The sequence below is a fragment of the Bacillus sp. FSL M8-0063 genome, from assembly GCF_038005545.1.
In the GTDB taxonomy this organism is placed as follows: Bacteria; Bacillota; Bacilli; order Bacillales; family Bacillaceae_G; genus Bacillus_A; species Bacillus_A wiedmannii.
In genome coordinates, this window is sequence record NZ_JBBOTJ010000001.1 from 3,761,641 (window position 1) to 3,785,285 (window position 23,645).

28 protein-coding genes, 1 pseudogene and 2 riboswitches are annotated in these 23,645 nt (G+C 35.2%); of the genes and pseudogenes, 8 read left to right on the forward strand and 21 right to left on the reverse strand.

The window, feature by feature from the left end:
* Positions 1-9: 9 nt before the first annotated feature.
* A complete protein-coding gene (gene gcvT, locus MKX31_RS19125) occupies positions 10-1,110 on the reverse strand; it encodes a glycine cleavage system aminomethyltransferase GcvT (RefSeq protein ID WP_000631766.1) in 1,101 nt (366 codons plus the stop codon).
* Positions 1,111-1,502: 392 nt separating this feature from the next.
* On the opposite strand from gcvT, the gene MKX31_RS19130 reads away from it, so the two are divergent.
* Together MKX31_RS19130 and MKX31_RS19135 are read left to right on the forward strand one after the other, a co-directional pair.
* Positions 1,503-3,185 (forward strand): DEAD/DEAH box helicase, encoded by a 1,683-nt coding sequence (locus MKX31_RS19130; RefSeq protein ID WP_088048116.1) that lies wholly within the window; start codon positions 1,503-1,505, stop codon positions 3,183-3,185.
* Entirely contained in the window at positions 3,172-3,966 is a 795-nt protein-coding gene (locus MKX31_RS19135) for a YqhG family protein (RefSeq protein ID WP_001183977.1), read from the forward strand. Before MKX31_RS19130 ends, MKX31_RS19135 begins: the two co-directional genes overlap by 14 nt.
* 36 nt (positions 3,967-4,002) lie before the next feature.
* Here the strand turns inward: MKX31_RS19135 and MKX31_RS19140 are convergent, their stop codons facing one another.
* Positions 4,003-4,134, reverse strand: coding sequence for a hypothetical protein (locus tag MKX31_RS19140; RefSeq protein WP_000064661.1), 132 nt, complete (start codon positions 4,132-4,134; stop codon positions 4,003-4,005).
* A gap of 101 nt (positions 4,135-4,235) precedes the next feature.
* Positions 4,236-4,463 (reverse strand): hypothetical protein, encoded by a 228-nt coding sequence (locus MKX31_RS19145; protein ID WP_000032702.1) that lies wholly within the window; start codon positions 4,461-4,463, stop codon positions 4,236-4,238.
* A 73-nt stretch (positions 4,464-4,536) separates the two neighbouring features.
* Here MKX31_RS19145 and MKX31_RS19150 point away from each other — a divergent pair.
* Together MKX31_RS19150 and MKX31_RS19155 are read left to right on the forward strand one after the other, a co-directional pair.
* Positions 4,537-4,654 (forward strand): annotated as a pseudogene (locus MKX31_RS19150) (GTP pyrophosphokinase).
* A gap of 140 nt (positions 4,655-4,794) precedes the next feature.
* Positions 4,795-5,427, forward strand: a complete 633-nt coding sequence (locus tag MKX31_RS19155; RefSeq protein WP_001073110.1) for a VC0807 family protein — start codon at positions 4,795-4,797, stop codon at positions 5,425-5,427.
* Between the two features lie 67 nt (positions 5,428-5,494).
* On the opposite strand, the gene MKX31_RS19160 is transcribed toward MKX31_RS19155, so the two are convergent.
* The 10 genes from MKX31_RS19160 to comGA form a co-directional block, all read right to left on the reverse strand.
* Positions 5,495-5,695, reverse strand: coding sequence for a YqzE family protein (locus MKX31_RS19160; RefSeq protein ID WP_000106080.1), 201 nt, complete (start codon positions 5,693-5,695; stop codon positions 5,495-5,497).
* Positions 5,696-5,733: 38 nt separating this feature from the next.
* Positions 5,734-6,231 (reverse strand): shikimate kinase, encoded by a 498-nt coding sequence (locus MKX31_RS19165; RefSeq protein WP_000836644.1) that lies wholly within the window; start codon positions 6,229-6,231, stop codon positions 5,734-5,736.
* A gap of 118 nt (positions 6,232-6,349) precedes the next feature.
* Positions 6,350-7,000, reverse strand: a complete 651-nt coding sequence (locus MKX31_RS19170; RefSeq protein WP_088048115.1) for a 2OG-Fe(II) oxygenase — start codon at positions 6,998-7,000, stop codon at positions 6,350-6,352.
* A gap of 175 nt (positions 7,001-7,175) precedes the next feature.
* Positions 7,176-7,547 carry a competence type IV pilus minor pilin ComGG gene (gene comGG / locus MKX31_RS19175; RefSeq protein WP_046956345.1) on the reverse strand — a complete coding sequence of 124 codons (372 nt, stop codon included), beginning with the start codon at positions 7,545-7,547 and terminating at the stop codon, positions 7,176-7,178.
* Positions 7,544-8,014, reverse strand: coding sequence for a competence type IV pilus minor pilin ComGF (gene comGF, locus MKX31_RS19180; protein WP_064474808.1), 471 nt, complete (start codon positions 8,012-8,014; stop codon positions 7,544-7,546). The genes comGG and comGF overlap by 4 nt, the downstream gene beginning before the upstream one ends.
* A complete protein-coding gene (gene comGE / locus MKX31_RS19185; RefSeq protein ID WP_064474807.1) occupies positions 7,984-8,286 on the reverse strand; it encodes a competence type IV pilus minor pilin ComGE in 303 nt (100 codons plus the stop codon). Before comGE ends, comGF begins: the two co-directional genes overlap by 31 nt.
* Positions 8,279-8,734 (reverse strand): comG operon protein ComGD, encoded by a 456-nt coding sequence (gene comGD / locus MKX31_RS19190; RefSeq protein WP_064474806.1) that lies wholly within the window; start codon positions 8,732-8,734, stop codon positions 8,279-8,281. Before comGD ends, comGE begins: the two co-directional genes overlap by 8 nt.
* The gene (gene comGC, locus MKX31_RS19195; RefSeq protein ID WP_001178693.1) at positions 8,731-9,030 is read right to left on the reverse strand and encodes a competence type IV pilus major pilin ComGC; all 300 of its coding nucleotides are present in this window, start codon (positions 9,028-9,030) and stop codon (positions 8,731-8,733) included. Before comGC ends, comGD begins: the two co-directional genes overlap by 4 nt.
* A gap of 11 nt (positions 9,031-9,041) precedes the next feature.
* A complete protein-coding gene (comGB, locus tag MKX31_RS19200) occupies positions 9,042-10,073 on the reverse strand; it encodes a competence type IV pilus assembly protein ComGB (protein ID WP_340981421.1) in 1,032 nt (343 codons plus the stop codon).
* Positions 10,066-11,109, reverse strand: a complete 1,044-nt coding sequence (gene comGA, locus MKX31_RS19205; RefSeq protein WP_064474804.1) for a competence type IV pilus ATPase ComGA — start codon at positions 11,107-11,109, stop codon at positions 10,066-10,068. Before comGA ends, comGB begins: the two co-directional genes overlap by 8 nt.
* Before the next feature lie 205 nt (positions 11,110-11,314).
* On the opposite strand from comGA, the gene MKX31_RS19210 reads away from it, so the two are divergent.
* The 3 genes from MKX31_RS19210 (at position 11,315) to MKX31_RS19220 (ending at position 13,879) form a co-directional block, all read left to right on the forward strand.
* Complete coding sequence (locus MKX31_RS19210) at positions 11,315-12,010, forward strand: helix-turn-helix transcriptional regulator (protein ID WP_000434122.1); 696 nt, start codon at positions 11,315-11,317, stop codon at positions 12,008-12,010.
* A 125-nt stretch (positions 12,011-12,135) separates the two neighbouring features.
* On the forward strand, positions 12,136-12,378 hold the full coding sequence (locus MKX31_RS19215; RefSeq protein ID WP_000440714.1) for a DUF2626 domain-containing protein: 243 nt from the start codon (positions 12,136-12,138) through the stop codon (positions 12,376-12,378).
* A gap of 106 nt (positions 12,379-12,484) precedes the next feature.
* Entirely contained in the window at positions 12,485-13,879 is a 1,395-nt protein-coding gene (locus MKX31_RS19220; protein WP_048562307.1) for an L-cystine transporter, read from the forward strand.
* Between the two features lie 207 nt (positions 13,880-14,086).
* On the opposite strand, the gene MKX31_RS19225 is transcribed toward MKX31_RS19220, so the two are convergent.
* Both MKX31_RS19225 and MKX31_RS19230 read right to left on the reverse strand, forming a co-directional pair.
* The gene (locus tag MKX31_RS19225) at positions 14,087-14,494 is read right to left on the reverse strand and encodes a hypothetical protein (RefSeq protein ID WP_064474803.1); all 408 of its coding nucleotides are present in this window, start codon (positions 14,492-14,494) and stop codon (positions 14,087-14,089) included.
* Between the two features lie 98 nt (positions 14,495-14,592).
* Positions 14,593-14,808, reverse strand: a complete 216-nt coding sequence (locus MKX31_RS19230) for a DUF3912 family protein (protein WP_064474802.1) — start codon at positions 14,806-14,808, stop codon at positions 14,593-14,595.
* A 254-nt stretch (positions 14,809-15,062) separates the two neighbouring features.
* Here MKX31_RS19230 and MKX31_RS19235 point away from each other — a divergent pair, with 254 nt between their 5' ends.
* Positions 15,063-15,374: a hypothetical protein gene (locus tag MKX31_RS19235; RefSeq protein ID WP_001093232.1), complete on the forward strand. Its 312-nt coding sequence runs from the start codon at positions 15,063-15,065 to the stop codon at positions 15,372-15,374.
* 40 nt (positions 15,375-15,414) lie between these two features.
* Here the strand turns inward: MKX31_RS19235 and MKX31_RS19240 are convergent, their stop codons facing one another.
* From MKX31_RS19240 to MKX31_RS19265, 6 genes are all read right to left on the reverse strand, one after another.
* Positions 15,415-15,903, reverse strand: a complete 489-nt coding sequence (locus MKX31_RS19240) for a hypothetical protein (protein WP_064474801.1) — start codon at positions 15,901-15,903, stop codon at positions 15,415-15,417.
* Between the two features lie 79 nt (positions 15,904-15,982).
* Positions 15,983-16,357 (reverse strand): nucleoside 2-deoxyribosyltransferase, encoded by a 375-nt coding sequence (locus MKX31_RS19245; RefSeq protein WP_064474800.1) that lies wholly within the window; start codon positions 16,355-16,357, stop codon positions 15,983-15,985.
* A gap of 94 nt (positions 16,358-16,451) precedes the next feature.
* Positions 16,452-16,712 carry a DUF3966 domain-containing protein gene (locus MKX31_RS19250; protein ID WP_000817963.1) on the reverse strand — a complete coding sequence of 87 codons (261 nt, stop codon included), beginning with the start codon at positions 16,710-16,712 and terminating at the stop codon, positions 16,452-16,454.
* 96 nt (positions 16,713-16,808) lie between these two features.
* Positions 16,809-17,867, reverse strand: coding sequence for an undecaprenyldiphospho-muramoylpentapeptide beta-N-acetylglucosaminyltransferase (murG, locus tag MKX31_RS19255; RefSeq protein WP_340981428.1), 1,059 nt, complete (start codon positions 17,865-17,867; stop codon positions 16,809-16,811).
* 18 nt (positions 17,868-17,885) lie between these two features.
* On the reverse strand, positions 17,886-21,284 hold the full coding sequence (gene metH / locus MKX31_RS19260) for a methionine synthase (RefSeq protein WP_088048112.1): 3,399 nt from the start codon (positions 21,282-21,284) through the stop codon (positions 17,886-17,888).
* Positions 21,284-23,116: a bifunctional homocysteine S-methyltransferase/methylenetetrahydrofolate reductase gene (locus MKX31_RS19265; protein WP_088048111.1), complete on the reverse strand. Its 1,833-nt coding sequence runs from the start codon at positions 23,114-23,116 to the stop codon at positions 21,284-21,286. The genes metH and MKX31_RS19265 overlap by 1 nt, the downstream gene beginning before the upstream one ends.
* Before the next feature lie 71 nt (positions 23,117-23,187).
* Positions 23,188-23,297, reverse strand: a riboswitch (SAM riboswitch).
* 203 nt (positions 23,298-23,500) lie between these two features.
* A riboswitch (SAM riboswitch) is annotated at positions 23,501-23,610 on the forward strand.
* The last annotated feature ends 35 nt before the right edge of the window (positions 23,611-23,645 follow it).

Below are 23,645 nucleotides of genomic sequence, written 5' to 3' on the forward strand. Positions count from 1 at the left end.
CTCTCCCCGTTACTTTGAACGTTTATAAAATGGTGTTGGAACAACTACTGCTTTGACGCGTTTATTACGAATTTCAATTTCTACTTCTGTATCAACTGCTGCGTATTTTACATCAATTAGTGCTAAACCAATGCTTTTCTTTAACGTTGGAGATTGTGTACCACTCGTTACTTCCCCGATTTTTTCTTCTCCAATAAATACAGGGTAATGTGTACGAGGAATTCCACGCTCGATTACTTCGATGCCGACTAACTTACGAGGCGCACCGTTTTCTTTTTGCTCTTTTAACGTTTCTTTTCCAAAGAAGTCTGCTTCTTTATTTGGTTTTACCGCAAAGCCAATGCCAGCTTCAATCGGTGTAATATCTTTTGATAATTCTTGACCATAAAGTGGTAATGTTGCTTCGAATCGAAGTGTATCACGAGCACCTAAACCACATGCTTTTAAGCCTTCTTCTGCTCCAACTTCAAGAAGTTTCTCCCAAAGTTTTGCAGCATCTTCACTCTTACAGTAAATTTCAAATCCATCTTCACCTGTGTAACCTGTACGAGATACAAGTGCTGGAATTCCATCTACAAGAATATCGTTTTTAAATTTAAAGAACTTAATTTCTTTCAAATCTTCTGACACAACTTTTTGTAAAATGCCTTCTGCTTTTGGACCTTGAATTGCAAGCTGTGCAACTTCACTAGAAACATTGACTACTGTCGCATCGCCAATTACATGGCTAGCTAACCATTCGTAATCTTTCTCGATATTTGATGCATTGATTACTAATAAATAGTCTTCTTCACCACGTTTGTAGATTAATAAATCATCTACTGTACCACCATTTTCGTAGCACATAGCTGTATATTGTGCGCCTCCTACTTTTAAAGTAGAAACGTCATTTGTAACAACACGTTGTAAAAATGCTAAACTATCTACACCTTTTACCTCAACTTCTCCCATATGAGATACATCGAACAAACCTGCAGCCGTACGTACAGCTTCATGTTCTTCTTTAATGCTTGAAAATTGAACTGGTAATTCCCAACCACCGAAGTCGATTGTTTTTCCACCATACTTCGCGTATACATCAAATAACGGTGTACGTTGTAATGTAATCATGCTCTCTCCCCCTTATGCTTTGACAAATCAATAAAAGTTGCTCGCCATATCTAAACATTTTCACTCTGAAAAGATAGGATATACGGAATCTCATTATATTTTTTTATGAAAGCGTAAATAAAAAATCACTTTCTTGGATAAAATACGAAAGATTCCACACATTTCACACCATTATCCTAACATTATTCGCTATATTTCATCAATATTCTAGCATAAAAAATAATTTAGAATTTTTCATTCTTAATCTTATTAAATACAACTTTCAAAATTCAACCCTTTATCTTTGCCTATTCTTTAACTTTCAGTATGTGTAATAGCGCCTTATTACAAGGCTTATATAATAAAGATTTTTTTAATAATTACTTTAGTTTATAAAAGGTGGGAGAGTCGTAATGAATGTCGATATTTCCGTAGATCGAACGTGGCAAAACAATTTTTTAAATAGAATTAATGAAGATGGTCCTTGGACAAATTGGGATTTATATCATTTAGCTTATAAAACAGAAAAATCGTTACTTGTTCCTACTTTCGATGGATTACAAGCACCGAAACATTTATCTCATTTCACACCACTTCCTCATCAATTAGAAGTCGCTCAAAATGTCATTGAACAAATGAATGGTAAAGCGATACTAGCAGATGAAGTGGGACTTGGGAAAACGATTGAAGCTGGGCTTATTTTAAAAGAATATATGGTCCGCGGCCTTGTGAAAAAAGTACTTATACTCGTCCCTGCCTCTCTCGTATCACAATGGGCATACGAATTAAATACAAAGTTTTTTATTCCAGCTGTAGCCCAAAAGAAAAGCTACTCGTGGGAACAAGCCGATGTGATTGTATCATCAATTGATACTGCAAAACGTTCACCGCATCGCGATATCGTTTTGAACCTAGAATATGACCTTATTATTATCGATGAAGCACATAAACTTAAAAATAATAAAACAAAAAACTATGAATTTGCACAACGATTAAAAAAGAAATTTTGTTTATTATTAACCGCTACGCCTGTTCAAAATAAGATTGATGAAATTTTCAACCTCGTTTCTTTATTAAAGCCAGGACATTTAGGCAATCAATCCAACTTTGAAGAATATTACGCTTCAAAAAATCGTTCCGCCAAATCTGATGAAGATTTAAAAGCTCTTATTAACAAAGTGATGGTCCGAAATCGACGTCATAATACCGGAATTGATTGGCCAAAGAGACATGTACGTACAATTTTTGTTGAGTTTAATGAAGAAGAGCAAGCTTTGTATAATGGTATTGAAAATTGGCGAGGACAAGATGCCTTCACATCTGCTTTCTCATCGTTAACTTTAAAACGGGAAGCGTGTAGTAGTCGTGAAGCTGTTTACTACTCATTAAAAAAACATGTGGAAAAAAGGCAGAAAGAAAATGAGCATTACATAAAGGACCCACATATTGATGTGCTAATGGACAAAATTAATCATATTCCTTTCAACTCAAAAGCGAATAAAGCTCTTGAGCTTATAAAAGAAATTGACGATAAAGTCATTATCTTCACTGAATATAGAGCTTCACAAATGTATTTACAATGGTTTTTACAACAACACGGTATTTCTTCCGTTCCATTCCGCGGCGGGTTTAAACGCGGGAAGAAAGATTGGATGAAGGAGCTTTTCCAAAACCACGCACAAGTATTAATTGCAACGGAAGCTGGTGGCGAAGGGATTAACTTACAGTTTTGTAGCCATATGATCAATTATGACTTGCCATGGAATCCAATGCGTCTTGAACAAAGAATCGGACGTATTCACCGTCTTGGTCAAAAGAATGATGTTCATATTTATAACTTAGCTACAAAACATACTGTTGAAGAACATATTTTGAAACTGTTATATGAAAAAATCAATTTATTTGAGCGTGTTATCGGCGAGCTTGATGAAATTTTAACGAGAATTAATATGAAAAACATCGACGCGCATATTCAAGAAATCTTTGCGCAGTCAAAAAGCGAAGGAGAAATCCGAATTAAGATGGAAAACTTAACATCTATTATCGACTTCGCGAAACGAAATGAAGCTGAGGTGCAAGGCTATGCAGCAACATGAAATTCATAATTACTTATACAATTTTTTTGAGGCGAATAACTGCGAAATTTTAAAGCGCTCCCCTCATCTATTAGATGTGCAGTTAACAATTGAGATGGATAAATTATTAATGAACCGTCCTTTTTATTGGCACTATCTTGAGAAAACAGGAGGCGTACCGAATCCGATGCGCCTTACTCTTCTTACAAATCCAGAAAGTGAAGAAAACGATGGTGAGCTTATTCACTACGGTTCACCACGTCTTCATCAAATTTTCCAAACGACAAAAGAATTAGGCTCTTACATACGTTTATATGAGGAAGTACGGCATAGCGGGGCAACGCATACACCGCTCCATCCTTGGCTCGGTGTAAATATAAAGGTTTCCTATCAATGTGATCGAAAAAAAGACATCCTTCACTCCATTGGGATTCATCTCATTTCTGGCACAATGATTGCAAACTTTCATGAAACATTAGCTAAAATTAAACTTACACCGAAAATACCTGACTTTTGTTTTACGCTCTCGCCTATCATTAAACCGCAAAGCGGTTTACAACGTATAGAGGATGCTTTAAAGAATATTATTGCAGAAGATGACCATACGTGGGCGAAAGAAGCAAGAGTGCGCTGGAATCACGATTTAGACCTTTTAAATCGTTTTTATGAAGAGAGTGATGAACTTCCCGAAAGCTATGAAATTGAAAAGCAAGCCTTGCAAGAACAATATGAACCCCGCATTACAGTGCAAATTATTAACGGCGGACTCTTTTATGTTACTGCGAATCATTTTCTTTCTTAAAAAGCCCCTTCTGTTTTAGAAGGAGCTTTTTTTGAGTTATCCTCTATCGCCATTACGCTCTTGTTGTTTTTGCTTTGCCATACGTTTTTGATGCGCACGATCCTTTGCGCTCACATGATTAGCATCAGTTGGAAGATTTTCTTTTGAACGACCAATTCCATTGCTCATCTTTATCACTCCTTTTTATATCTTTCAAAATACATCCTTATTTTCAGCTAGAGATACAATCCTTATACAAAAAAATAAGAGCAGCCATTGGCTACTCTTACTTACTCACTCACGTATTTTTGAAACATATCATGGATGCCTTTATTTACTAGGTTCGAGATCTGCTCGTCAGATTTATTCGGATAACGATCACGCAATCTGATAGATGCCTTCACCATTAAATTTTCTAATACAGAACGGCCACCTTCTCCATAAATAATTTCAGCATACTTAACAAGCCTTCCATCCTCTACTGTTGCTGGATTATGATTGAAGAAAAATTTACTCATTGTCTCCACCTCTCTATTTTGATAACGTTTACATTTATATAGATTATTTATGTTATTTATTTCACAATATTGTATGCATGTATATTTAATTAGTTTCATTATAAAGCAACATATCGATAGTAAATATGTGATTTTCCGTCCATTTTGTGAACAAACCAAAAAATGAAAGCGTTTCCTTTATTATATACTAAAAAAACTTACTACGCTAGGGGCAATTTTTTTAATCTACTAATCCCTCAAAAATTAATATATTTTTTCTTTTCCCATTAAACCTTATACAATTTTCAGAAATTATATTATAAAATATATGTATGACTTAAGGAGGATTTATATGAATCAAAATAAAAAAGCTATATTAGATCTTGTCTTTTATCTCGTAATCCCATTCCTCATTTGGAAATTTGCAAAACCTTATATCGATCCTTATTACGCGATGTTACTTTCCTCTGTTCCAGGGATTATTTATACACTGTATACCTTTAAAAAAGAAAAACAGTTTAACGTGACAGGGTTCTTTATTTTAATTACACTCATTTCTAATACAACAGTAGACCTATTATCTGGATCAGCTGAACGAATGTTGTGGAACGATGCGTATTATCACATCGTACTCGGTATTATCGTCATATGTACAATTTTTATAAAAAAACCACTTATGTTATATTTCGCAGCAGATATTGCCGCATTGCAAGGCCATGACCGTGATAAAAGTCGTGAACTGTATCGTGATAGTCGTATCTATCCAGCACTACAATATTTAACGCTATTTTTCGGGCTACAATTTATATTAAAAAGCTTCTTAAAAATTTATTTCATCTCTGTTTTCGGTGTAGATGGCTATGGTGAAATGAGAGCGATTATGACCGCTGTTGGGTGGGGCATTTCCATTTGTATCGGAATTGGATTTGTTTGGGTAAACAATAAAATACATGCAGTGACAGAAGAAAAAGAATCTGTACAGTAAATGAAAATCCCCTAGTAGCATCATACTACTAGGGGATTTTCATTTTGCTACACATATTACGAAATCGTTAACTTGATTTTTTTCTTTTATCTTTTACGTTTCGATAAAACAAAGCAGCACTTAGCGGCATAACACCAAACCACTTATTCATAAATGGCTCTTTTTCAGCACGGCGTTGTTCTTTCTTTTGTTTACGATCTTCTTTTGGAGCATCCATGTACGACACAAACTGCTGTGTCACAAAGCGAACATAATCATTAGTAGACATATTATCATCACCTCTACTTGATTAGTATGTCCACTTTTTTATTCATTAATCTTTTCTTTTAATTCATTCATAATTTGCTTTACAGACTTATTCGTCGTATCGATATGAATATGAGCCTCTTCATAATAAGCTCGGCGCGATTCAAATTTTGCCACAAATGCCTCTATATCTTTCTTCTGAAATAGTGGACGCGTCGTATCTTCACGGAGTCTTTCTGCAATTACATGTGGATCACAATATAAATACACGACAGTTCCATTTTCCTTCATCCACTTTCGGTTTTCCTCTCGCTCGATGATTCCACCACCAGTTGTAATAATTACATTACAACTGGGTAGTGAACGTAACATTTCACTTTCATATTCCCGAAAAGCGATTTCGCCTTCTTCGGCAAAAATATCACGAATTGCCTTCTCCTGATTCTCTTCAATTTTTTGGTCTGTATCGACAACATCCATATGAAGTTCTTTACTTAACGCTTTTCCAATTGTTGTTTTCCCAGCTCCCATATAACCAGTTATGTATATAGATTTCATGTTCGTTCCTCTCAATCATCCGTTATTATTTTTTATTATAACGAAAGATTTAATTATTTAATAAAAAAACGTTTTGTTCTCCTTATACAATGAAGAACAAAACGTTATATACACGCTTTTACTTATAAGCTCCTCTTCTCACCCACTGTGTTGCAATCCATTTCTCACCTTTCGTTACAGGTGCCCCTCCATGTAACGTAAGCTCATTTAATGATTGGTCTTGATAAAAATACTCAAAGTATACTGCCATTCCCTTTCTAGGGTGCACAGAAAGATTTAATTTCGGAAAGAACGTTTCTCCGCCTTCTTCTACATCATTTAAGTACATGACAAGCGTACTAATACGATTATTAGCAGCTGATCTACTATGTTCCGCAAAATAATCATAGTGCGCTTTATATTGTTGATCCACTTCATAATTTAAAATGTGTAATCCTTCTCCATGCGACACAGGAACATTCATGATAGATGAAATTCGTTTTTCAATCTTTACAGTAAGCTCATTGTCTTCCAAAAATGCACCGCTACTCGTTCGAATATCATTTACATCACGTGATGAACCAACTTTAGAACGTTCCATTTTACTTTTAGACAATTCAATCAATTCGTCGCATTCTTCATCACTTAATACATTTCCTAACACGACAATAAGAGGTTCTTCGAATTTTGAAATAATGTGTATTTCCCTATCTTCCGTCATAATTGCATTTCCTTTATGATCAAAAATAGTTTGTTCCTTATTTTCACCTATTTGATTGTTATTTGTCATTTCCCTATTCTCCCTAAAAAAATATGTTTGGATAGCTTGAATATATCATATTCTTTCCACCTTTCTCTTTTTTGAGAAAATTTAAACTTTCGTTCGTTATATTTATCCATTTGCTATAAAAAAATAACCTATTTTAAAATAAGAAATTATGGTTTTCATCCGTATATTTTACATTCTATCCTTCTATCCAATCGAATATTTTTTCATCCTTTTTTCTATACCGAAAACTAACCTTGTAGAAAACTTCTTGTTTTATTTTGCACTGCAACGAAACGAGTATAACATCGTTTTCAAAGACGTAATTCCCACTTGCTTCGCCCTTTTCATATTGAAAGAAAAAAGTATCTTCCTTTTCTTTTTGCTGTAAGTCTTTTTTTATATTTGTAATTGATCGATTTAGTAGTTCTTCCAGTACAAACTTTTGCTCTATTTCAATATAAAATTTTTTATCTATAAGCAACATATTCGTTTCGTATACAAAGAACGAAGTTAATAATACAAGAAAAATGATTGTTCCTGGCATCGTAAATCCATCTTGTTTTCTCATATATTTATTTCCATTTCGCTATATCTGACAGCTACACCTTCATATATTTTCCCACTCATATCTTTCACATTTATAAAGAGCAAATGAGGTGTTACTTCATACGAAACCATTTCAACATTTTGTAATATAACTTCTCTTCCGCGCTTATTCACTTTTCTTATAAGATGATTATTCAATTTTTCATACGTCACTTCATCTCCAGTGCGAAGACGGAAGCGTAAAAGATTATCTTTATTTTCAGGGACTATTTTTTCTACAAAAGATACTTCACGAAACTCTAACTGTACTTGTCCTATAAACACATCCCATTCCCAATTATTTAATCCTTTTGATTGGTTGTTTTCTATTCCAATAAAATTCAAACGTGGTAAGAGTAAAAAGAACAGTGATAACAGAAAAAAACATACGATCATTTCTATTAATGTAAACCCAACTTCTAATTTATTTTTTCTCCTGCATAAAAGCATTGTTCCATCATTCTTCCTTTCACATCTTTCCACATAGCACAAACTTCATTTCCTCCCCAATATGTGTAATATACATTTCCGTTTACGTCTTTTTCTTTCTGTTGTTTCGCCCCATTCTCATACATATATAAAGCTGCTTCCCTTTTTAATAATACAAATGCTTTATAACGAATTTGTATGTTTTTTCGTTCTTGCATCATCAATACTGTTTGCGGAAGTAGTAAAAATACTGCCATCATTACTATACTTAATGCTACAAGCATCTCAGCCATCACTGACCCTTTTTGACATTTCACGATACGTAAATCTCCCTCTTCCAAGTTGAAATACAATCTCATATTTATAACTTCGATACGAAAGTAAAATCGTTCCACCTCTATTAATATTTCCACTCGGATTATATGTCATCGGATTAGGAAAAGTATTCAAATCAATTTGTACATCGCTATCATATTCTCTTTTAATGATAGAAAGATTCGTACTCGAATCCCCTATATAATACGTATGTCTATCTTTATGCCATCGTAATGTATAGTGTTTTTGACGGTTTATCGCTAATTGTTGCATATACAAAATATCATTTGAAAACTGTCTTAAAAATTGTTCCACTTTTTGTTTTTCATGTAATGAATGTACGTTAAAATACGTGACCATACTTAGTACCGAAATTGCAAATAGAACGAGTAGCATTTCTAAAAGAGTAAAACCTTTTTGCTTCACAGTTTCCCAGTTGTTACTGTGCCATCATTTGAAATATGAATGGATTCACCATTCGGACACTCATCAGCTGTAATATATTTTTCATCCCTTAGCTCTTTTAGCGAGGGTATTTTATTATGTTGTAAATGGTATGCTTGTATTTGAGCTTCTATAGATTTCACATAGGCTTTACATCCTTTTCCTTCGACGGATGAACGCTGTGTAACTACATTCGGAATAATTAATAGTAATAATACAGTTATGACGACCATAACTAATAACATTTCTAAAAGGGTAAACCCTTCTTCATTCTGCATGTAAATGCCTCCTAAATAGAATTCATCATTTGAAACATTGGCATAATCATCGCTAAATACATAAGAACGACTATTCCTCCAATACACGTAAATAAAATTGGTTGAATGATCACTAACATACGTTTAACTTTTTGCTCCATTTTTTCCATAATAAGATCGCTATAGTCACCTAATTCAATCGCCAAATTACCGTTTGCTTGTCCATGCGTAATAATATAAGAAAGTTCTTCCTCATAATATCCGCTTTTAGCAATAATAGATTGCAACGGTTCTCCCGCAATTAATTGACGTTCAATTCGGCCCGCTTCATATTGAAAAAACGGATGATAATGTTGCTCCATCATTATTGTTAGAGCCTCAAGTACTGATAGTCCGCCGTGTAATAAACCGCTCAATTGAGTGGCGAAATAATGTGAATGCTTTAAAATAAGAAATTTTTTTACGAGGGGGATACAAAGCTTAATTTTTACCTGCTTCATATGCGGGAGTTTTTGAAAGTAAAATATATATACACTACAGCCAATCATAACGATAAAAATAGTGCTAAAAATAAGATAGGGTAGTAGCTTAATTGCACTTAATATTTGTTCTGTAAATAACGGTGCTGTGGAACCAAACGAACTATATACCATGTCGACCTGTGGTAATAAAATGCGATTAAAAATCAACATCATGATTAGTAAAAAGAGCGCCAAAAACATAGGATACTGCATTATTTTGATCATATCTTTCCTATACTTATCCTTTTTATAAAGAAGTGCGCTCCCTTGTTGCAATGCAAAAGAAATATCACCATGTTTCTCGGCATAAAATAAATAACTTAACATCTCCTGATGAAACTTTAATTGATGAAAAGAATCGTGTAGACTTTTTCCATCTTTTAATCCATCAATCATATGCTGCAATTGTACTTTCTTTTCTAAAGGTAATTGAAACCGCAAAAATTCTAGTGCCTGCAAAAGAGAGTACCCTTTCTCTAATAATTCTCCTAATCGTTTCAGTAATACTACTTGATCACTTAAACTCCATGTTTTCTTAAACATAAACATCTTCTTCTAAAAATCCTAAGGCGTATCCTTTACGTAACGAAGATTCTAATGTTTCATGCTTGTACGTAACACATTCTCCGTTCGCTCCTTTAATCGCTTGTTTTAACTCATATCCATATAACAACTCATAAATGCTCGCTTGCCTTACTTGCCGCATTGATTTACATAAAACAGAGCAGTTTCCTCTGCAAAACGGGCACTTCAATTCGACAAGTCGCTGTGCAGCTACAGCCAATAAAGATTGTTCAATCTCTTGCCTCGTTATGCCATAATCCATAAATCGTAGTATCGCTCCTTTCGCGTCACTAGTATGCAATGTCGTCATTACTAAATGGCCAGTCAAACTTGCTCTTACAGCTATTTTTGCGGTTTCTTCATCACGGATTTCACCGACTAAAATAATATCTGGGTCATGACGTAAAATAGCCTTTAATCCCGTCTCATATGTGATACCTGCTTTTTCATTTATTTGAATTTGTAATACATCATCATTTCTTTTTTCAACCGGATCTTCAAGTGTAATGATGCGACGTGTTTTCTTTTTTCTAATCGCCTCTAATAATGCATACATTGTTGTTGTCTTGCCAGAACCAGTCGGTCCAGTAAATACGAGTAACCCATGTGAATAGTGTAAAAAAGAGAGTATTTTTTTCGCTGTACTTGGAAATAACGAAAGATGAGATAACGGCTGAATAGATGCTTGTAAATGAAGACGAATAACGAGACTTTCTTGATATACGGTTGGAAGCGTGGAAAGGCGTAAATACACTTCTTGTCCATCCATTTGTAAATACAGTGAACCATTTTGTGGCTTCCGTCTCTCCCCTATATCCATGGATGCTAAAAATTTAAAGTGTGAAACAAGTTTTTCTCCAAATTCCTTTTCGATACAGTGTTTCGTCATTAAATCTTTTCCTATACGCAGTTGAACCGCTACATCCTTCTTCCGGGGCACAATATGTAAATCCGAAGCTTGTACCCTGCACGCCTCTTTCAAAATCATATTCGCAAAAATTTCAATTCCATTCATCATTTTTCCCTCCCCACTATGTATATAGCATGAAAAAACAGATAAGAAAAATCGATAATTTTGTATTTTCACCAGAGAAAAAAGGGGAAATATGTTTGTGAAATTATGAACAATTTCCGAATTATTGTCTGAAATTACCTATATGGAAGTTTATCTGTATTATAATGTTATTATCTTGGATAAAGTGATAAAGGTGGAGATCCTCATGGAACAAGCTTTAAAAATTACAGGCGTATTATCTGACCCAACTCGTTATTACATTTATAAATATATTTCTCAAAAACATAGTTACGTAACTGTACAAGAAATTGCAGATGAGTTTGACATTCATCCGAACGTAGCGCGTTTACATTTATCTAAATTAGAAGATGTTCATATGCTGAAATCGGAAACGAAGAAAACTGGAAAAGGCGGAAGACCAAGCAGATTATATGTATTATCTGAAGATGTAATTCAATTGCAATTTCCATTCCGTGATTATCAATTGTTAGCAAGAATCGCATTTAATTCTTTACTTAGCCTTGGCGCTGCTGGTGAAAAGGCGCTATACGAAACAGGAAAACAATTCGGGGCCGAGTTAATGCAACAACATATGCAGCGTTTACATGTGAATGAAGATGCTTTAACAGTAGAGCAAAAAGTTCAAATTGCAAAAGAAGCTTTCTCAACAGCTGGCTTATCACCTGCTTTTGAATTAAGTGCAGATGGAACGAAAATTTTCTACGATGTACACAATTGTCCATTTAAAGAGGTTGCTGTTCATCACCCAACTGAAATTTGTAATATGCACGGGGATATGATGAAAGGGATTTTCGAAATCCTATTCCCTAACACGGAATTAACTCGAAACGATAGTCTACTAGATGGATGTAAATCTTGTAATTATAAACTAACAATTTAATTTCTCATATAAAAAGAAGCCAATTATAATTGGCTTCTTTTTATATGAACGAATATTTACAATAGTAAGAAAAATAAACTATAATGAGGAGAGGTTTACTTTTTTTAGAAAAGGAGGGAGATGGCATGGAGCGCATGTTTCGCGTTCTCGGCTTTTGGACTGGAATTTTCTCGGTTATGTTTTACGTAGGGGATATGCATTCGACCGCACTACTATTTTTAGGACAAACAGGTTTCTTCGTACTTTTAAGCTATTTAAATTTAACAGAGCGTATGTATATATACGTATTCGGGGCATATTTAACTGTTTTCTTCATAGGATTTACATACTACACGACGTTTTTACTTGTCCCTGGAGCTGGACATTAAAGATGGCATTTTGCCATCTTTTTTTTAATTCCGCAATTCCCTAGTTGACTTATAGGTTTTATTACCTTATATTCTATATAACAGATTGGAATTAGGGGGAATCAACATGAATACACTGCTTGTCGGAATTAACGTTGCAGTCATGCTCATCTTAGTTGGCGTATTATATTATATGCAACGTAAGCATGTATCTTTTAATAAACGTGTATTTACTGCTTTAGGAGTCGGCATTATATTCGGTCTTATATTACAATTTATTTATGAGCCAACTTCTAAAGTAATTATTGAATCAAATACTTGGTTTAGCTTGATCGGTAACGGTTATGTGAAATTACTTCAAATGATTGTTATGCCACTTATTTTAGTATCTATTATTTCCGCATTTACAAAATTACAGTTAACGAAAAACCTTGGTAAAATTAGTGGTCTTATTATCGGAATTTTAATTCTTACTACAGGAATCGCTGCAGCTGTCGGTATCGCTGCAAGTGCAGGATTTGATGTATCAGCAACAGGCTTACAACAAGGTGATGCAGAATCCGCTCGTCTGAAGTTAGTTGAAGAAAGATTTACTTCTATTGAAAAAACAACAATTCCAGATAAATTATTAGAGCTGTTGCCTACAAATCCGTTTCTTGATTTAACAGGTGCTCGTCCAACATCAACAATTTCTGTTGTAATATTTGCAGCCTTTATCGGTATCGCCTTTATAGGGGTAAAACGAAAATATCCAGAACAAGCAGAACTATTTAAGAAAATGCTTGATGCTGTATATGCAATCGTAATGCGTATGGTAACATTAATTTTACGTCTTACTCCATATGGCGTATTAGCTCTTATGGCAAAAACAGTTGCTGGTAGCGACATAAATGCTATTTTAAAACTTGGTAACTTCGTATTAGCGTCTTACGTGGCACTTATCGTAATGTTCGTTATCCACTTATTATTAATTGCTCTATCTGGTTTAAATCCAATTCAATATTTAAAAAAGGTGTTCCCTGTATTAACATTTGCATTCACATCTCGCTCTAGTGCTGGTGCAATGCCATTAAATATTGAAGCGCAAAAAGAAAAGCTTGGTATTTCCGAAGGGATTGCAAACTTTGCAGCATCATTTGGAGTATCTATCGGACAAAACGGTTGCGCAGGTATTTATCCAGCAATGCTTGCAATGATGGTCGCTCCAACTGTAGGAATCGATCCATTACAACCACAATTTATTTTAACTTTAATCGCTGTCGTTGCTATTAGCTCATTCGGTGTTGCCGGTGTTGGTGGCGGTGCAACATTCGCAGCGTTAATCGTACTATCTACAATGAACTTACCAATTGGTATTGTCGCTCTTGTTATCTCAGTTGAACCATTAATCGATATGGGTCGTACAGCTCTTAACGTAAGTGGTTCTATGACAGCAGGTCTTATTTCTAGTAAATGGCTTGGTGAATTAGATCAAGATACGTACAATCAAGATGATACAAAAACTGGTGAAATTGCTTCATAATAAAAAGGACGCTAACAAAAACTGTTAGCGTCCTTTTTTAGTTCTTTCCATCTTCCTCTTTGTCTTTTATACATAAGGCATAACATATTGTTTCAAACACTATGTATAAAGCTCTACAAATTACTTCAACCATGGTAAAACATCACCTGTATATTATTACGTATAGATATAATGAAATAATACCATTTTTCATTTTTTTAATAACTATTATTCCTCATCTGCAAACTGTAAAAACTCTTCCAACCGCTCCTTTAACTCCTCCTCTATCTCACAATAAGATTCACCAACAAGTTCACCACTTAACTTACTTCCCCAAAACCTTATTTGAAGCGTTACTCCTAAAAAATAACTACAACATTCCCAGATAGGAACTGTATAAAATTCAATCATCTTTCCTTCTTCATCTAATACAGCTATCGAAATCGATGAAGAATATCCTGTTTCAAAAGGATTTTCTTTATCTCTGATCAGTTCTATAAATAATTCCATGTTTTTTTCTATGTACAAATGTGAATAATCTTTAAAAAGTTTAAATGATATTCTCTCTATTTCCTTCTCCATACACTGAATTTTCTCTTTTAACTCCAATGTAAAATCTTGTTCTTTATACTTCATTCTCGCCTCCTAAAACACTGAAAAAGAGAATACCAATCTCGTATTCTCTCATTCTTATGCTGCTACAATTATTTTTATTATCTCACAGCCCGTCCTTCTTACAAATAACCATTTTGTTCGCACCATTTATGAAATTGTCCTACGTCTACTCCAACTAACACGATATCCTTTAGCTCTACATCAATGATTTGTTCTCCAATTACAATAGCAAACTGCGCTTCTAATTTTGTCTCGCTGTTCTTTACAATTCCAATTCGGTTCCGATGCGGTCCATCTTTTATATATGCTTTTTGTCCTACAATATCAAAGTTCAAGTCTCTCACCTCTTTTATTGCGCTTAAATTTGAAATACGAACTCAAATTCGGAAAATTCCCTTTCCTTGCACTATTTCTCTATATATATGACGAAACAATAAAAGAGTCCTCCCTTCTTTACAATTATTTTTTCTTTGTTTCATTTTTGTGATTGAAACGTAAAGTTTATAATAAAATACACTTGGAAGCGCTTTCTATGTAATTTTTTGTGTTATAATATATAAGTAGAACTTCGCAAAGAGGGTTAAAAAAAATGAATACAAAAATGATTAAAAAAGTAATTGACGCATTAAAAGTATATGGCTTTCAGAATGTATCATTCTGTGACAAAACGAAACAATTTTTATTTCATAACGAAATGGATATTATGAGCGGCTATGCAGAAATAACATATAGTAGTCAATTTGAAAAATTCAACGTACAAATTCATCCGATTGAAACACATCACCAAGCAGAGTTACAAGAGGTTGAAAGACATATACAGGCCTGTATAAGAAAAGTGGAATATTTAAACGCACTTCTTAGCGGACAAACAAAACTAGATGACAAAATTATTATAATGTAAAAAAAAGAACGTGAGGATATCACGTTCTTTTTTTTTCACATTATACGTTCATCTTTCCCTTCAGTTGTAATCCTGTAATGGATTCTAATACATCCATTGCTTCTCCAAATGTCATATCAAAAATTGTCTTATCTTCTATGTATGGAAATTGTCTAAAGCGTTTTTCTAACGTTTTCACGGCGTCTGACGTAAAGTGTACGCTATCAATGCCAAATTCTGTTTCAAGAAGAACAATCCAATCTAACACATGAAAACCTAATCCATTTACGAATGAAATAAGTTTTTCTTCTGGCTGTGAAGATAAGAATACGTGTCGTTCCATCTCATCGAAAAGTTCTTCACCTAAAACTTCTGCTAATTCATCATCATGTTCGCGTTCAATAATCTCTTCATATCCGTAATCATCCACAAGCTCTTCTACTTCTTCACTATCCTCACAAAGCAATTGACTAAGAACGGCCTCTTTCTTAAATTCACTATTTTGTACAACTTCTAAAAAGCTCGTTTCCCATCCATTTTCTAATTTCATATTATATACTCCTTTATATACGTTTCTTATCATCACTGTACCCAAAAGATCACTTTTATAACCTTTTAGGTCGTTACTATTATTTCACATGATTCATAACATAAGATGCAAATGCAGTTGCATCTCCTTCAAAAATATTTATTTCTGGCAAATGATAGAACGTTGTTTGAAGCGGGTTTCTTTCATGATATACATATATCTTTTTCTCTAGCGCAATCGCCATTCCAAACTCTGTATGGCTCCCGTTTCCGCCATCTAACATAAGTAAAAAGACATCCGCTTCTTTAATAGCATTCTTTTCTGCCTGACCAATCTCTCTTAATTGATCTTGATTCACTGCTCTTTCGTTTCTTGTCCAATCATATGTATGGTGCCATCCTGCATGTTTCAGTTCATTTGCTATAGAACGTACAAGATGTTTATTTTGGAATCCTGAGGCGACATAAAAATTCATTTATATACACTCCTTCATTATGTACGGGAAACTCCTTTTAGCGTTACTTGCTATAAACATAATAAAGAACGACTTCAAAAAAAAATGCCCATCTTTAAAACTTATTTGCGTTTAAATGATGGGATTCTTCATGCTCTTCTTTTATTTTTTTCTTTTTATAACTTTCATCAGCTAACATTTCTAGTTCAGCTGTTATTTCTGATTTTTCAAGCTCTCTTTCTTGCGAAAATTTCCTTGAAATATAAACAATAACACTACCAACGTACAACACAAAGCATATAATAAGTGCAGTATTTTCATAGAGACTTAGCTCCAACACAGTCACTCCTAATCCATTCGTATTTTCACGCTTCATTAATTGGAATTTCCCTACTAATCCATTTGCTATTGTAACATAAAAATATCAATCCTTGGAATCTTTCATCCTATTAAAAAAGACATGATTGTTTCATCATGCCTCTGAAATATGTTGAATGATTGTTTGAATTGCTTCTTTTCCATTATATTTTTTTAGAGCTGTTTTATACATCTCATTATTTTGATTTAATTCTTCGACATGCTTTATAAGAGATTTCACAGTCACATCTTCTTCATACAATACGGAAGCATATCCTTGTCTTTCAAAAGACTCTGCATTTAGTATTTGATCTCCACGGCTTGCAAATTTCGATAGCGGAATTAAAACCATCGGCTTTTGCAATGTTAAAAACTCAAAAATGGCATTAGAGCCCGCACGTGAAATAACAAAATCTGTTATCGCTAATATGTCTGGCAGCTCTCCATGTATATATTCAAATTGTCTATATCCTTCTTGATTTTGTAAGCTTTCATCAAGATTATCTTTTCCACAAAGATGAACAATTTGATACTTTTTCAGAAGTTCTGGTAACGCTTCTCGAACAGTTTCATTAATTTTCTTTGCGCCCAAACTTCCTCCCATAATTGTAATAACTGGCTTTTTACGTGAAAAACCTAAAAACACTAAACCTTTTTCATGATTTCCCTTTAGCACGTCTTCACGTACAGGAGATCCTGTATAGATTACTTTTTCTTTCGGTAAATGTTTCGCAGCTTCTTCAAATGTAACAAATATTTTCGAAGCAAAACGGAGCGCAATTTTGTTTGCTAGTCCTGGCGTCATATCAGATTCATGTAATAAAACAGGGACTCTATTTAGCCATCCTCCAATTACGACTGGTACAGATACGAAACCACCTTTTGAAAAAATCACATCCGGTTTTAGTTTTCGAATCCTTACATAGGCATCCATAACACCCTTCATTACAAGAAAAGGATCTTTTATATTTTTCAAATCAAAATAACGACGTAGCTTTCCGCTTGCAATACTATAGTACGGAATGCCTTCCTTTTCTATAATTATTTTCTCAATTCCTTGATGAGAACCGATATAAGAGATATCCCAATTCTGTTCTTGTAAATGTGGAATGATGGCTAAATTAGGTGTTACATGCCCTGCCGAACCGCCACCTGTAAAGACTATTTTCTTCATACGTCTCCCCCTTCTACACTATAATACACTAAAATATCTTGCCTCAGGGTGAGAAAATACCATAGCCGTTACAGATGCTTCTGGTTCCATCATAAATCCTTCCGTTAATGAAATACCTATTTCTTCTGGATGAATAAGGCGAAATAACTTTTCTTGATCCGCAAGTTCTGGACATGCTGGATAACCGAAGGACACGCGTATCCCTCTATATTTCGTACGGAAGCGTTCTTCCATCTTCAGTTCTGGTGAATCTGGAATGCCCCAGCGATCACGAATGAGCATATGTGTTTTTTCAGCAAGTCCTTCTGCTAGTTCAAGCGCTAACGATTGAATAGCATGACTGCGTAAATAATCACCCTTCGCCTTCCACTCTTCAGCAATGTCCCGAACGCCTTCCCCAACCGTAACAGATAGGAAAGCAACATAGTCCATCTCATCTCCAACTGGTCGTACATAATCACCTAAAGTACGATATGGTGCTTTTCCTTGTCTTGGGAATGTGAAACGCTCTATAACACGCGTATGATCTTCTGGATCATATATTACAATGTTTTGTCCGTCACTTTGCGCTGGGAAAAATTGATACACCGCTTTCGGTTTTAACCAAGATTGTCCTTCCTGCAATAATTCATCTATTAAATCATTTAATTCATGTGCTTTCTTATCTCCCTCTCGCAAAAGCTTCTTCACATTTCCTTTTAATCCAAGGTGATGTCCAAGTAGCATTTGTCTATTTAAAAATGGAGCGAGGTGTGCAACTGGAATATCACGTAATACAATTCGCTTTGTTGAATCAGGTATCATAACCTCAGCCTTCGGTAATGGTTCAATTACTGCTGGAATTTCTACTTTCTTCTCCTCTTTTTTTACGATATGAAGATGACGCTCTTTTTTATCTTGTTTCATCTTCTCGCGCTCTTCTTCTTTTTGAAGCTTATTAATAATATCAAGCCCGGTCATCGCATCACTCGCATAGCATACGAGCCCTGTATATGATGGTGAAATACGATTATCTGTAAACTTTCTCGTTAATGCTGCCCCGCCTACAACGATTGGAATATCAATATTTGCCGCTTTTAAATCTTCAGCAGTCGTTACCATTTGTTGCGCTGATTTTACTAATAAACCAGAAAGGCCAATAATGTCAGGCTTCTTTTCTTGTACTTCTTGTACGATTCGATCCGAGCGAACATTGATTCCTAAATTAATAATCTCATATCCGTTATTCGATAAAATAATTTCAACGAGGTTTTTCCCAATATCATGTACGTCACCTTTAACAGTTGCTAATAATACTTTCCCTTTTTTCGCACTCTCGCTAGATTCCATATGTGGCTCTAAATAGCTTACGGCAGCTTTCATACTTTCAGCACTTTGCAATACTTCGGCAACGATAAGCTCATTATTATTAAATAATCGTCCCACCTCATCCATTCCTGTCATAAGTGGGCCATTAATAATATCCAAAGGTTTTCTTCCTTCTGTAAGTGCGAGGCTTAAATCTTCTTGTAGCCCTTGTTTCGTACCTTCAACAATGTAATTTGCCAACCTTTCATCAAGAGTTAATGTTTCTTGGATAACGACATCTTTCTTTTTTGCCGCGCGATAAAAGTTTGTAAATTCTTCTAACGTCTCTTGCGTCGTTTCAAAAAGTAATGCATCTGCAAGACGTTTTTCTTCCTCTGGAATTGACGCATACCGTTCTAATTTTTCCGTATTCACAATCGCGTAATCTAATCCTGCTTTCGTTGCATGATATAAAAAGACGGAATTTAATACTTCGCGGCCAGCTGGTGGTAAACCAAATGATATGTTACTTACACCTAAAATCGTTAAACACTCTGGTAATGCTTCTTTAATAAGGCGAATTCCTTCTATCGTCGCTGCCGCTGAACCAATATATTCTTCATCACCTGTACCTACAGGAAATACAAGTGCATCAAAAATAATATCTGACGGGCGTATACCATATTTCGTCGTCAATAACTCATAACTTCTTTTCGCGATTTCGAGTTTTCGTTCTGCACTAACCGCCATACCATCTTCATCAATTGTTCCTACAACAATAGCAGCACCATATTTCTGAAGAAGCGGCGTCACTTTTTTAAATCGTTCTTCTCCATCTTCTAAATTAATTGAGTTAATAACAGCTTTTCCTTGAATATAAGTAAGAGCTCGCTCCATCACATTTTCATCTGTTGAATCAATCATAATCGGTACTTTTAACACTTTCGTAACTTCTGCCAAGAAGTTTTCCATATCTTCTATTTCATCGCGATCAGGGTCTGCCATACAAATATCAATAATATGAGCATTTTTCTTCACTTGCGCTCTTGCGACTTCAGCAGCCTCTTCAAATTTCCCTTCTGCTACTAATCGTTTAAATTTACGTGACCCAATAACGTTTGTTCTTTCACCAACAAATAATGGTCTCATAGAGTCATCATATTGAAGTGCCTCTAATCCACTAACCCCGTGTCCAGCTCTTTCGTGGTGTTCACGCGGCTTAAGAGAAGCTAACGCGGATTTCATCGCTTTTATATGTTCTGGTTTTGTGCCACAACAACCACCGATAATATTAACCCATCCTTCTTCAGCAAATCGCTTCACTTTTTCAGCGAGAGAAGATGGAGATTCATGATAATGTCCATCTTCATCAGGAAGACCTGCATTTGGATAACAAGAAATGTAACACTCCGACAAATCAGATAGTGAACGAATATGGTCTCTCATAAACTCCGGACCAGTCGCACAGTTTAATCCAACAGATAATGGCTTCATATGTTCTATCGATAAGTAAAAAGCCTCAATTGTTTGCCCAGCCAGAGTCGTTCCCATCGGTTCGATCGTTCCCGAAATCATAATAGGGACAATTTTATTTAGCTCGTCAAAAGCTGCTTGAATTCCAATATAAGCAGCCTTCACGTTACGCATATCTTGACTCGTCTCAACGAGTAATACATCTACGTCGCCATTCAATAAACCTCTCGCCTGCCGTGTATAGGCTTCAATTAATTCTCCGAACGTCACACCACCTGTAACACTAATCGCTTTCGTTGTTGGTCCCATTGCTCCCGCAACATATACTTCCTTCCCGCTTTCTTTGACCGCTTGCTTCGCTAAACGTGCTGCCTTCTCATTTAATTCCTCATCTAAATGAGACAACTCATAATCACTTAATACGATATTCGTCGCCCCAAATGTATTTGTTTCAATAATATCCGCTCCAGCTTCAACATAAGCTTTATGAATCTTTAAAATGACATCAGGCCTTGTTTCTACTAAATATTCATTACAGCCTTCGTACTCTTCTCCTCCGAAATCTTCCGCAGTTAAGTCCTCTTGCTGGATCATTGTTCCCATTGCACCATCTAATATTAAGATGTTATTTTGTAATTTTTCTTCTATACATTTCATCAGTTAATACCTTCTTTCACTTCTTGCTTTTCTCTCACATATTTAACAAGATGTTCTGTAATTTCATATTTTAGAAATGGTGTAATAAGATAAATGCCGTTAAAATACTTCATCGCCGCATCAATTAATTCTTGTGAAATGAGAATTCCTTCCTCAATTGCTGCCTCTTTCGTTTCATGTCCATCCATTCTCTCCCTTATTTCTTCAGGTAGAGTAATACCCGGTACCTCAAAATGAAGGAAATCTGCATTCCTTTTACTTATTAATGGCATAATCCCAATAAAAATAGGTTGTTCCAAATGCTTTGTCGCTTCATACACTTCTTCAATTAACGCGATATCATAAATTGGCTGCGTTAAGAAATATTCCGCTCCAGCATCTATTTTCCGTTCCATTCGCTTAACCGCTGCTTTTAAATGTCTTACATGCGGATTAAACGCACCTCCCACTGAAAACCTTGTTGCTGGACCTATTGATTTCCCTAAAATCGAGCGCCCGTCGTTCATTTCTTTAATCATTTTAATGAGCTCAATAGAGGACAAATCATATACAGAAGTGGCACCTGGAAAATCACCGACGCGTGCTGGATCCCCAGTTAAAGCTAACACTTCTTCCATGCCTAACGCTGATAGGCCTAGTAAATGAGATTGTAGTCCGATGACGTTATGGTCTCTACACGTTAAGTGCGTCAATACCGGAATATCGTGCTTCGTTAATAATGCCCCCATTGCCATATTCGAGATGCGAGGCGATGCTAATGAATTATCTGCTAGAGTAATAGCATCTGCACCAGCCCTTTTCAATGCTCTTGCTCCTTCAAAAAATCGCTGCGTATCTAACGTTTTCGGTGGATCTAATTCCACTACTACTGTCGTTTGTTTTTTTGCTTTCTCTGCTAAAGTGACATGAGCTTTCGAACGTTTCTCATGTGTATGAACTACTTTCGGTCTTTGAATCGTATCCTTTTCTATTACAGGCGTAACATTTAGAGTAGCACGTTTCATACTTTCGATATGTTCTGGAGTAGTGCCACAACAACCACCCAATAACCGAATACCTTGCTCAATAAATTTCGGTGTCATCGCTTCGAAATAAGCCGGACTTCCCTCATATACGTAGCGTCCCTCCACATAATTCGGGAGACCTGCATTTGGATATGCTGACAAGTAGCCATTTTGAGGAATCGATATCATTTTAAAAGCTTCCGTCATGTGAAGTGGCCCTAGTTGGCAGTTCAATCCAACGACATTTGCACCGTAATCTAAAAGCTGTTTTAATATTTCATTTACATCATTTCCATTTTGAGTCGTACCTGCCTCATGTAATGCTAATTGAGCTACAATTGGAATATTCGTTTGTTTTCGTAACACCTGAACAGCATGAAGTAATTCAAACTCATCATAGAAAGTCTCTAATAGCAGTCCATCAACCTGTTCTTCTAGTAATGCACTTGCCTGTTCCAGTAACATAAATTCTCGCTCCATATCAGTTGTCGTAACAGCTCCAATATGTTTCATACCGCCAATTGTTCCTAAAATTGCATTTCTGTCTGTAACAGATGCTTTCGCCAGTTTTACTGCGGCTCTATTAATTTCAGTAACTTGATTTTCTAAACCATACATACGTAATTTCGCCTCATTTGCTCCGTACGTATTTGTTTGAATCACATCTGCCCCAGCAGCTACATATTGTTTATGAATCGATATAATTAAATCTGGATCAGATATATTTAATTCTTCAAAACTACTTTGCAAACCATGTGAATGTAATAACGTTCCAACCGCACCATCACCTATTACAATTCCTTTTGATAATAAATCTAGTAATTTCACAAATCTCCCTCATTTCTATCAATATAAAAAACCCCCTCTTCACTTTGAAGAGGGGGACATAATCGTTCCTCCTCTTATTATGCAAAACATTCGTTTTGCAGGTATTAGCACCGTTTCAAACATTTCGTTTGAAGGTTGCCGGGTTTCACAGGGCCTTTCCCTCCACCGCTCTCAATAAGAGTTTGTCTTTATTATTTTATTTATGTAGCTAAAAGGAAATACGTTCCCCTTTTAACAATGTTTGTTAATTTTTTAATAAATTTAGCATGCACAAATTCAAAAGTCAATGACACTTGCGGAAAAATAAAAATTATTTAAAATAAAGTTGCAATTCAATTATCTTTTGTTGTAAAGTTAAAAACATAATAAAATTTCATACGAACATTCTTATCTAGAGAGGTAGAGGGACTGGCCCTATGACGCCTCAGCAACCATTAACATTTGTTAATAAGGTGCTAATTCCAGCAAATTGTGAAAGATTTGACAGATGAGAAGAAGACTCTATTCAAACCGAAAGCCTTCTTCTTTA

What these genes read in the sequence shown, in the direction of transcription:
- MKX31_RS19170 (WP_088048115.1), bottom strand. Translation starts at nt 7,000, where the DNA reads ATGACAAATAACAATCAAATAGGTGAAAATAAGGAACAAACTATTTTT.
- MKX31_RS19160 (WP_000106080.1), bottom strand. Translation starts at nt 5,695, where the DNA reads ATGTCTACTAATGATTATGTTCGCTTTGTGACACAGCAGTTTGTGTCG.
- MKX31_RS19245 (WP_064474800.1), bottom strand. Translation starts at nt 16,357, where the DNA reads ATGAATTTTTATGTCGCCTCAGGATTCCAAAATAAACATCTTGTACGT.
- MKX31_RS19140 (WP_000064661.1), bottom strand. Translation starts at nt 4,134, where the DNA reads ATGAGCAATGGAATTGGTCGTTCAAAAGAAAATCTTCCAACTGATGCT.
- comGG (WP_046956345.1), bottom strand. Translation starts at nt 7,547, where the DNA reads ATGAGAAAACAAGATGGATTTACGATGCCAGGAACAATCATTTTTCTT.
- gcvT (WP_000631766.1), bottom strand. Translation starts at nt 1,110, where the DNA reads ATGATTACATTACAACGTACACCGTTATTTGATGTATACGCGAAGTAT.
- MKX31_RS19250 (WP_000817963.1), bottom strand. Translation starts at nt 16,712, where the DNA reads ATGAAGCGTGAAAATACGAATGGATTAGGAGTGACTGTGTTGGAGCTA.
- MKX31_RS19240 (WP_064474801.1), bottom strand. Translation starts at nt 15,903, where the DNA reads ATGAAATTAGAAAATGGATGGGAAACGAGCTTTTTAGAAGTTGTACAA.
- MKX31_RS19135 (WP_001183977.1), top strand. Translation starts at nt 3,172, where the DNA reads ATGCAGCAACATGAAATTCATAATTACTTATACAATTTTTTTGAGGCG.
- MKX31_RS19210 (WP_000434122.1), top strand. Translation starts at nt 11,315, where the DNA reads ATGGAACAAGCTTTAAAAATTACAGGCGTATTATCTGACCCAACTCGT.
- MKX31_RS19215 (WP_000440714.1), top strand. Translation starts at nt 12,136, where the DNA reads ATGGAGCGCATGTTTCGCGTTCTCGGCTTTTGGACTGGAATTTTCTCG.
- comGC (WP_001178693.1), bottom strand. Translation starts at nt 9,030, where the DNA reads ATGCAGAATGAAGAAGGGTTTACCCTTTTAGAAATGTTATTAGTTATG.
- murG (WP_340981428.1), bottom strand. Translation starts at nt 17,867, where the DNA reads ATGAAGAAAATAGTCTTTACAGGTGGCGGTTCGGCAGGGCATGTAACA.
- comGF (WP_064474808.1), bottom strand. Translation starts at nt 8,014, where the DNA reads ATGCTTTTATGCAGGAGAAAAAATAAATTAGAAGTTGGGTTTACATTA.
- comGB (WP_340981421.1), bottom strand. Translation starts at nt 10,073, where the DNA reads ATGTTTAAGAAAACATGGAGTTTAAGTGATCAAGTAGTATTACTGAAA.
- MKX31_RS19155 (WP_001073110.1), top strand. Translation starts at nt 4,795, where the DNA reads ATGAATCAAAATAAAAAAGCTATATTAGATCTTGTCTTTTATCTCGTA.
- comGE (WP_064474807.1), bottom strand. Translation starts at nt 8,286, where the DNA reads ATGGCTGAGATGCTTGTAGCATTAAGTATAGTAATGATGGCAGTATTT.
- comGA (WP_064474804.1), bottom strand. Translation starts at nt 11,109, where the DNA reads ATGAATGGAATTGAAATTTTTGCGAATATGATTTTGAAAGAGGCGTGC.
- MKX31_RS19165 (WP_000836644.1), bottom strand. Translation starts at nt 6,231, where the DNA reads ATGAAATCTATATACATAACTGGTTATATGGGAGCTGGGAAAACAACA.
- MKX31_RS19220 (WP_048562307.1), top strand. Translation starts at nt 12,485, where the DNA reads ATGAATACACTGCTTGTCGGAATTAACGTTGCAGTCATGCTCATCTTA.
- metH (WP_088048112.1), bottom strand. Translation starts at nt 21,284, where the DNA reads ATGAAATGTATAGAAGAAAAATTACAAAATAACATCTTAATATTAGAT.
- MKX31_RS19235 (WP_001093232.1), top strand. Translation starts at nt 15,063, where the DNA reads ATGAATACAAAAATGATTAAAAAAGTAATTGACGCATTAAAAGTATAT.
- MKX31_RS19145 (WP_000032702.1), bottom strand. Translation starts at nt 4,463, where the DNA reads ATGAGTAAATTTTTCTTCAATCATAATCCAGCAACAGTAGAGGATGGA.
- MKX31_RS19130 (WP_088048116.1), top strand. Translation starts at nt 1,503, where the DNA reads ATGAATGTCGATATTTCCGTAGATCGAACGTGGCAAAACAATTTTTTA.
- MKX31_RS19225 (WP_064474803.1), bottom strand. Translation starts at nt 14,494, where the DNA reads ATGAAGTATAAAGAACAAGATTTTACATTGGAGTTAAAAGAGAAAATT.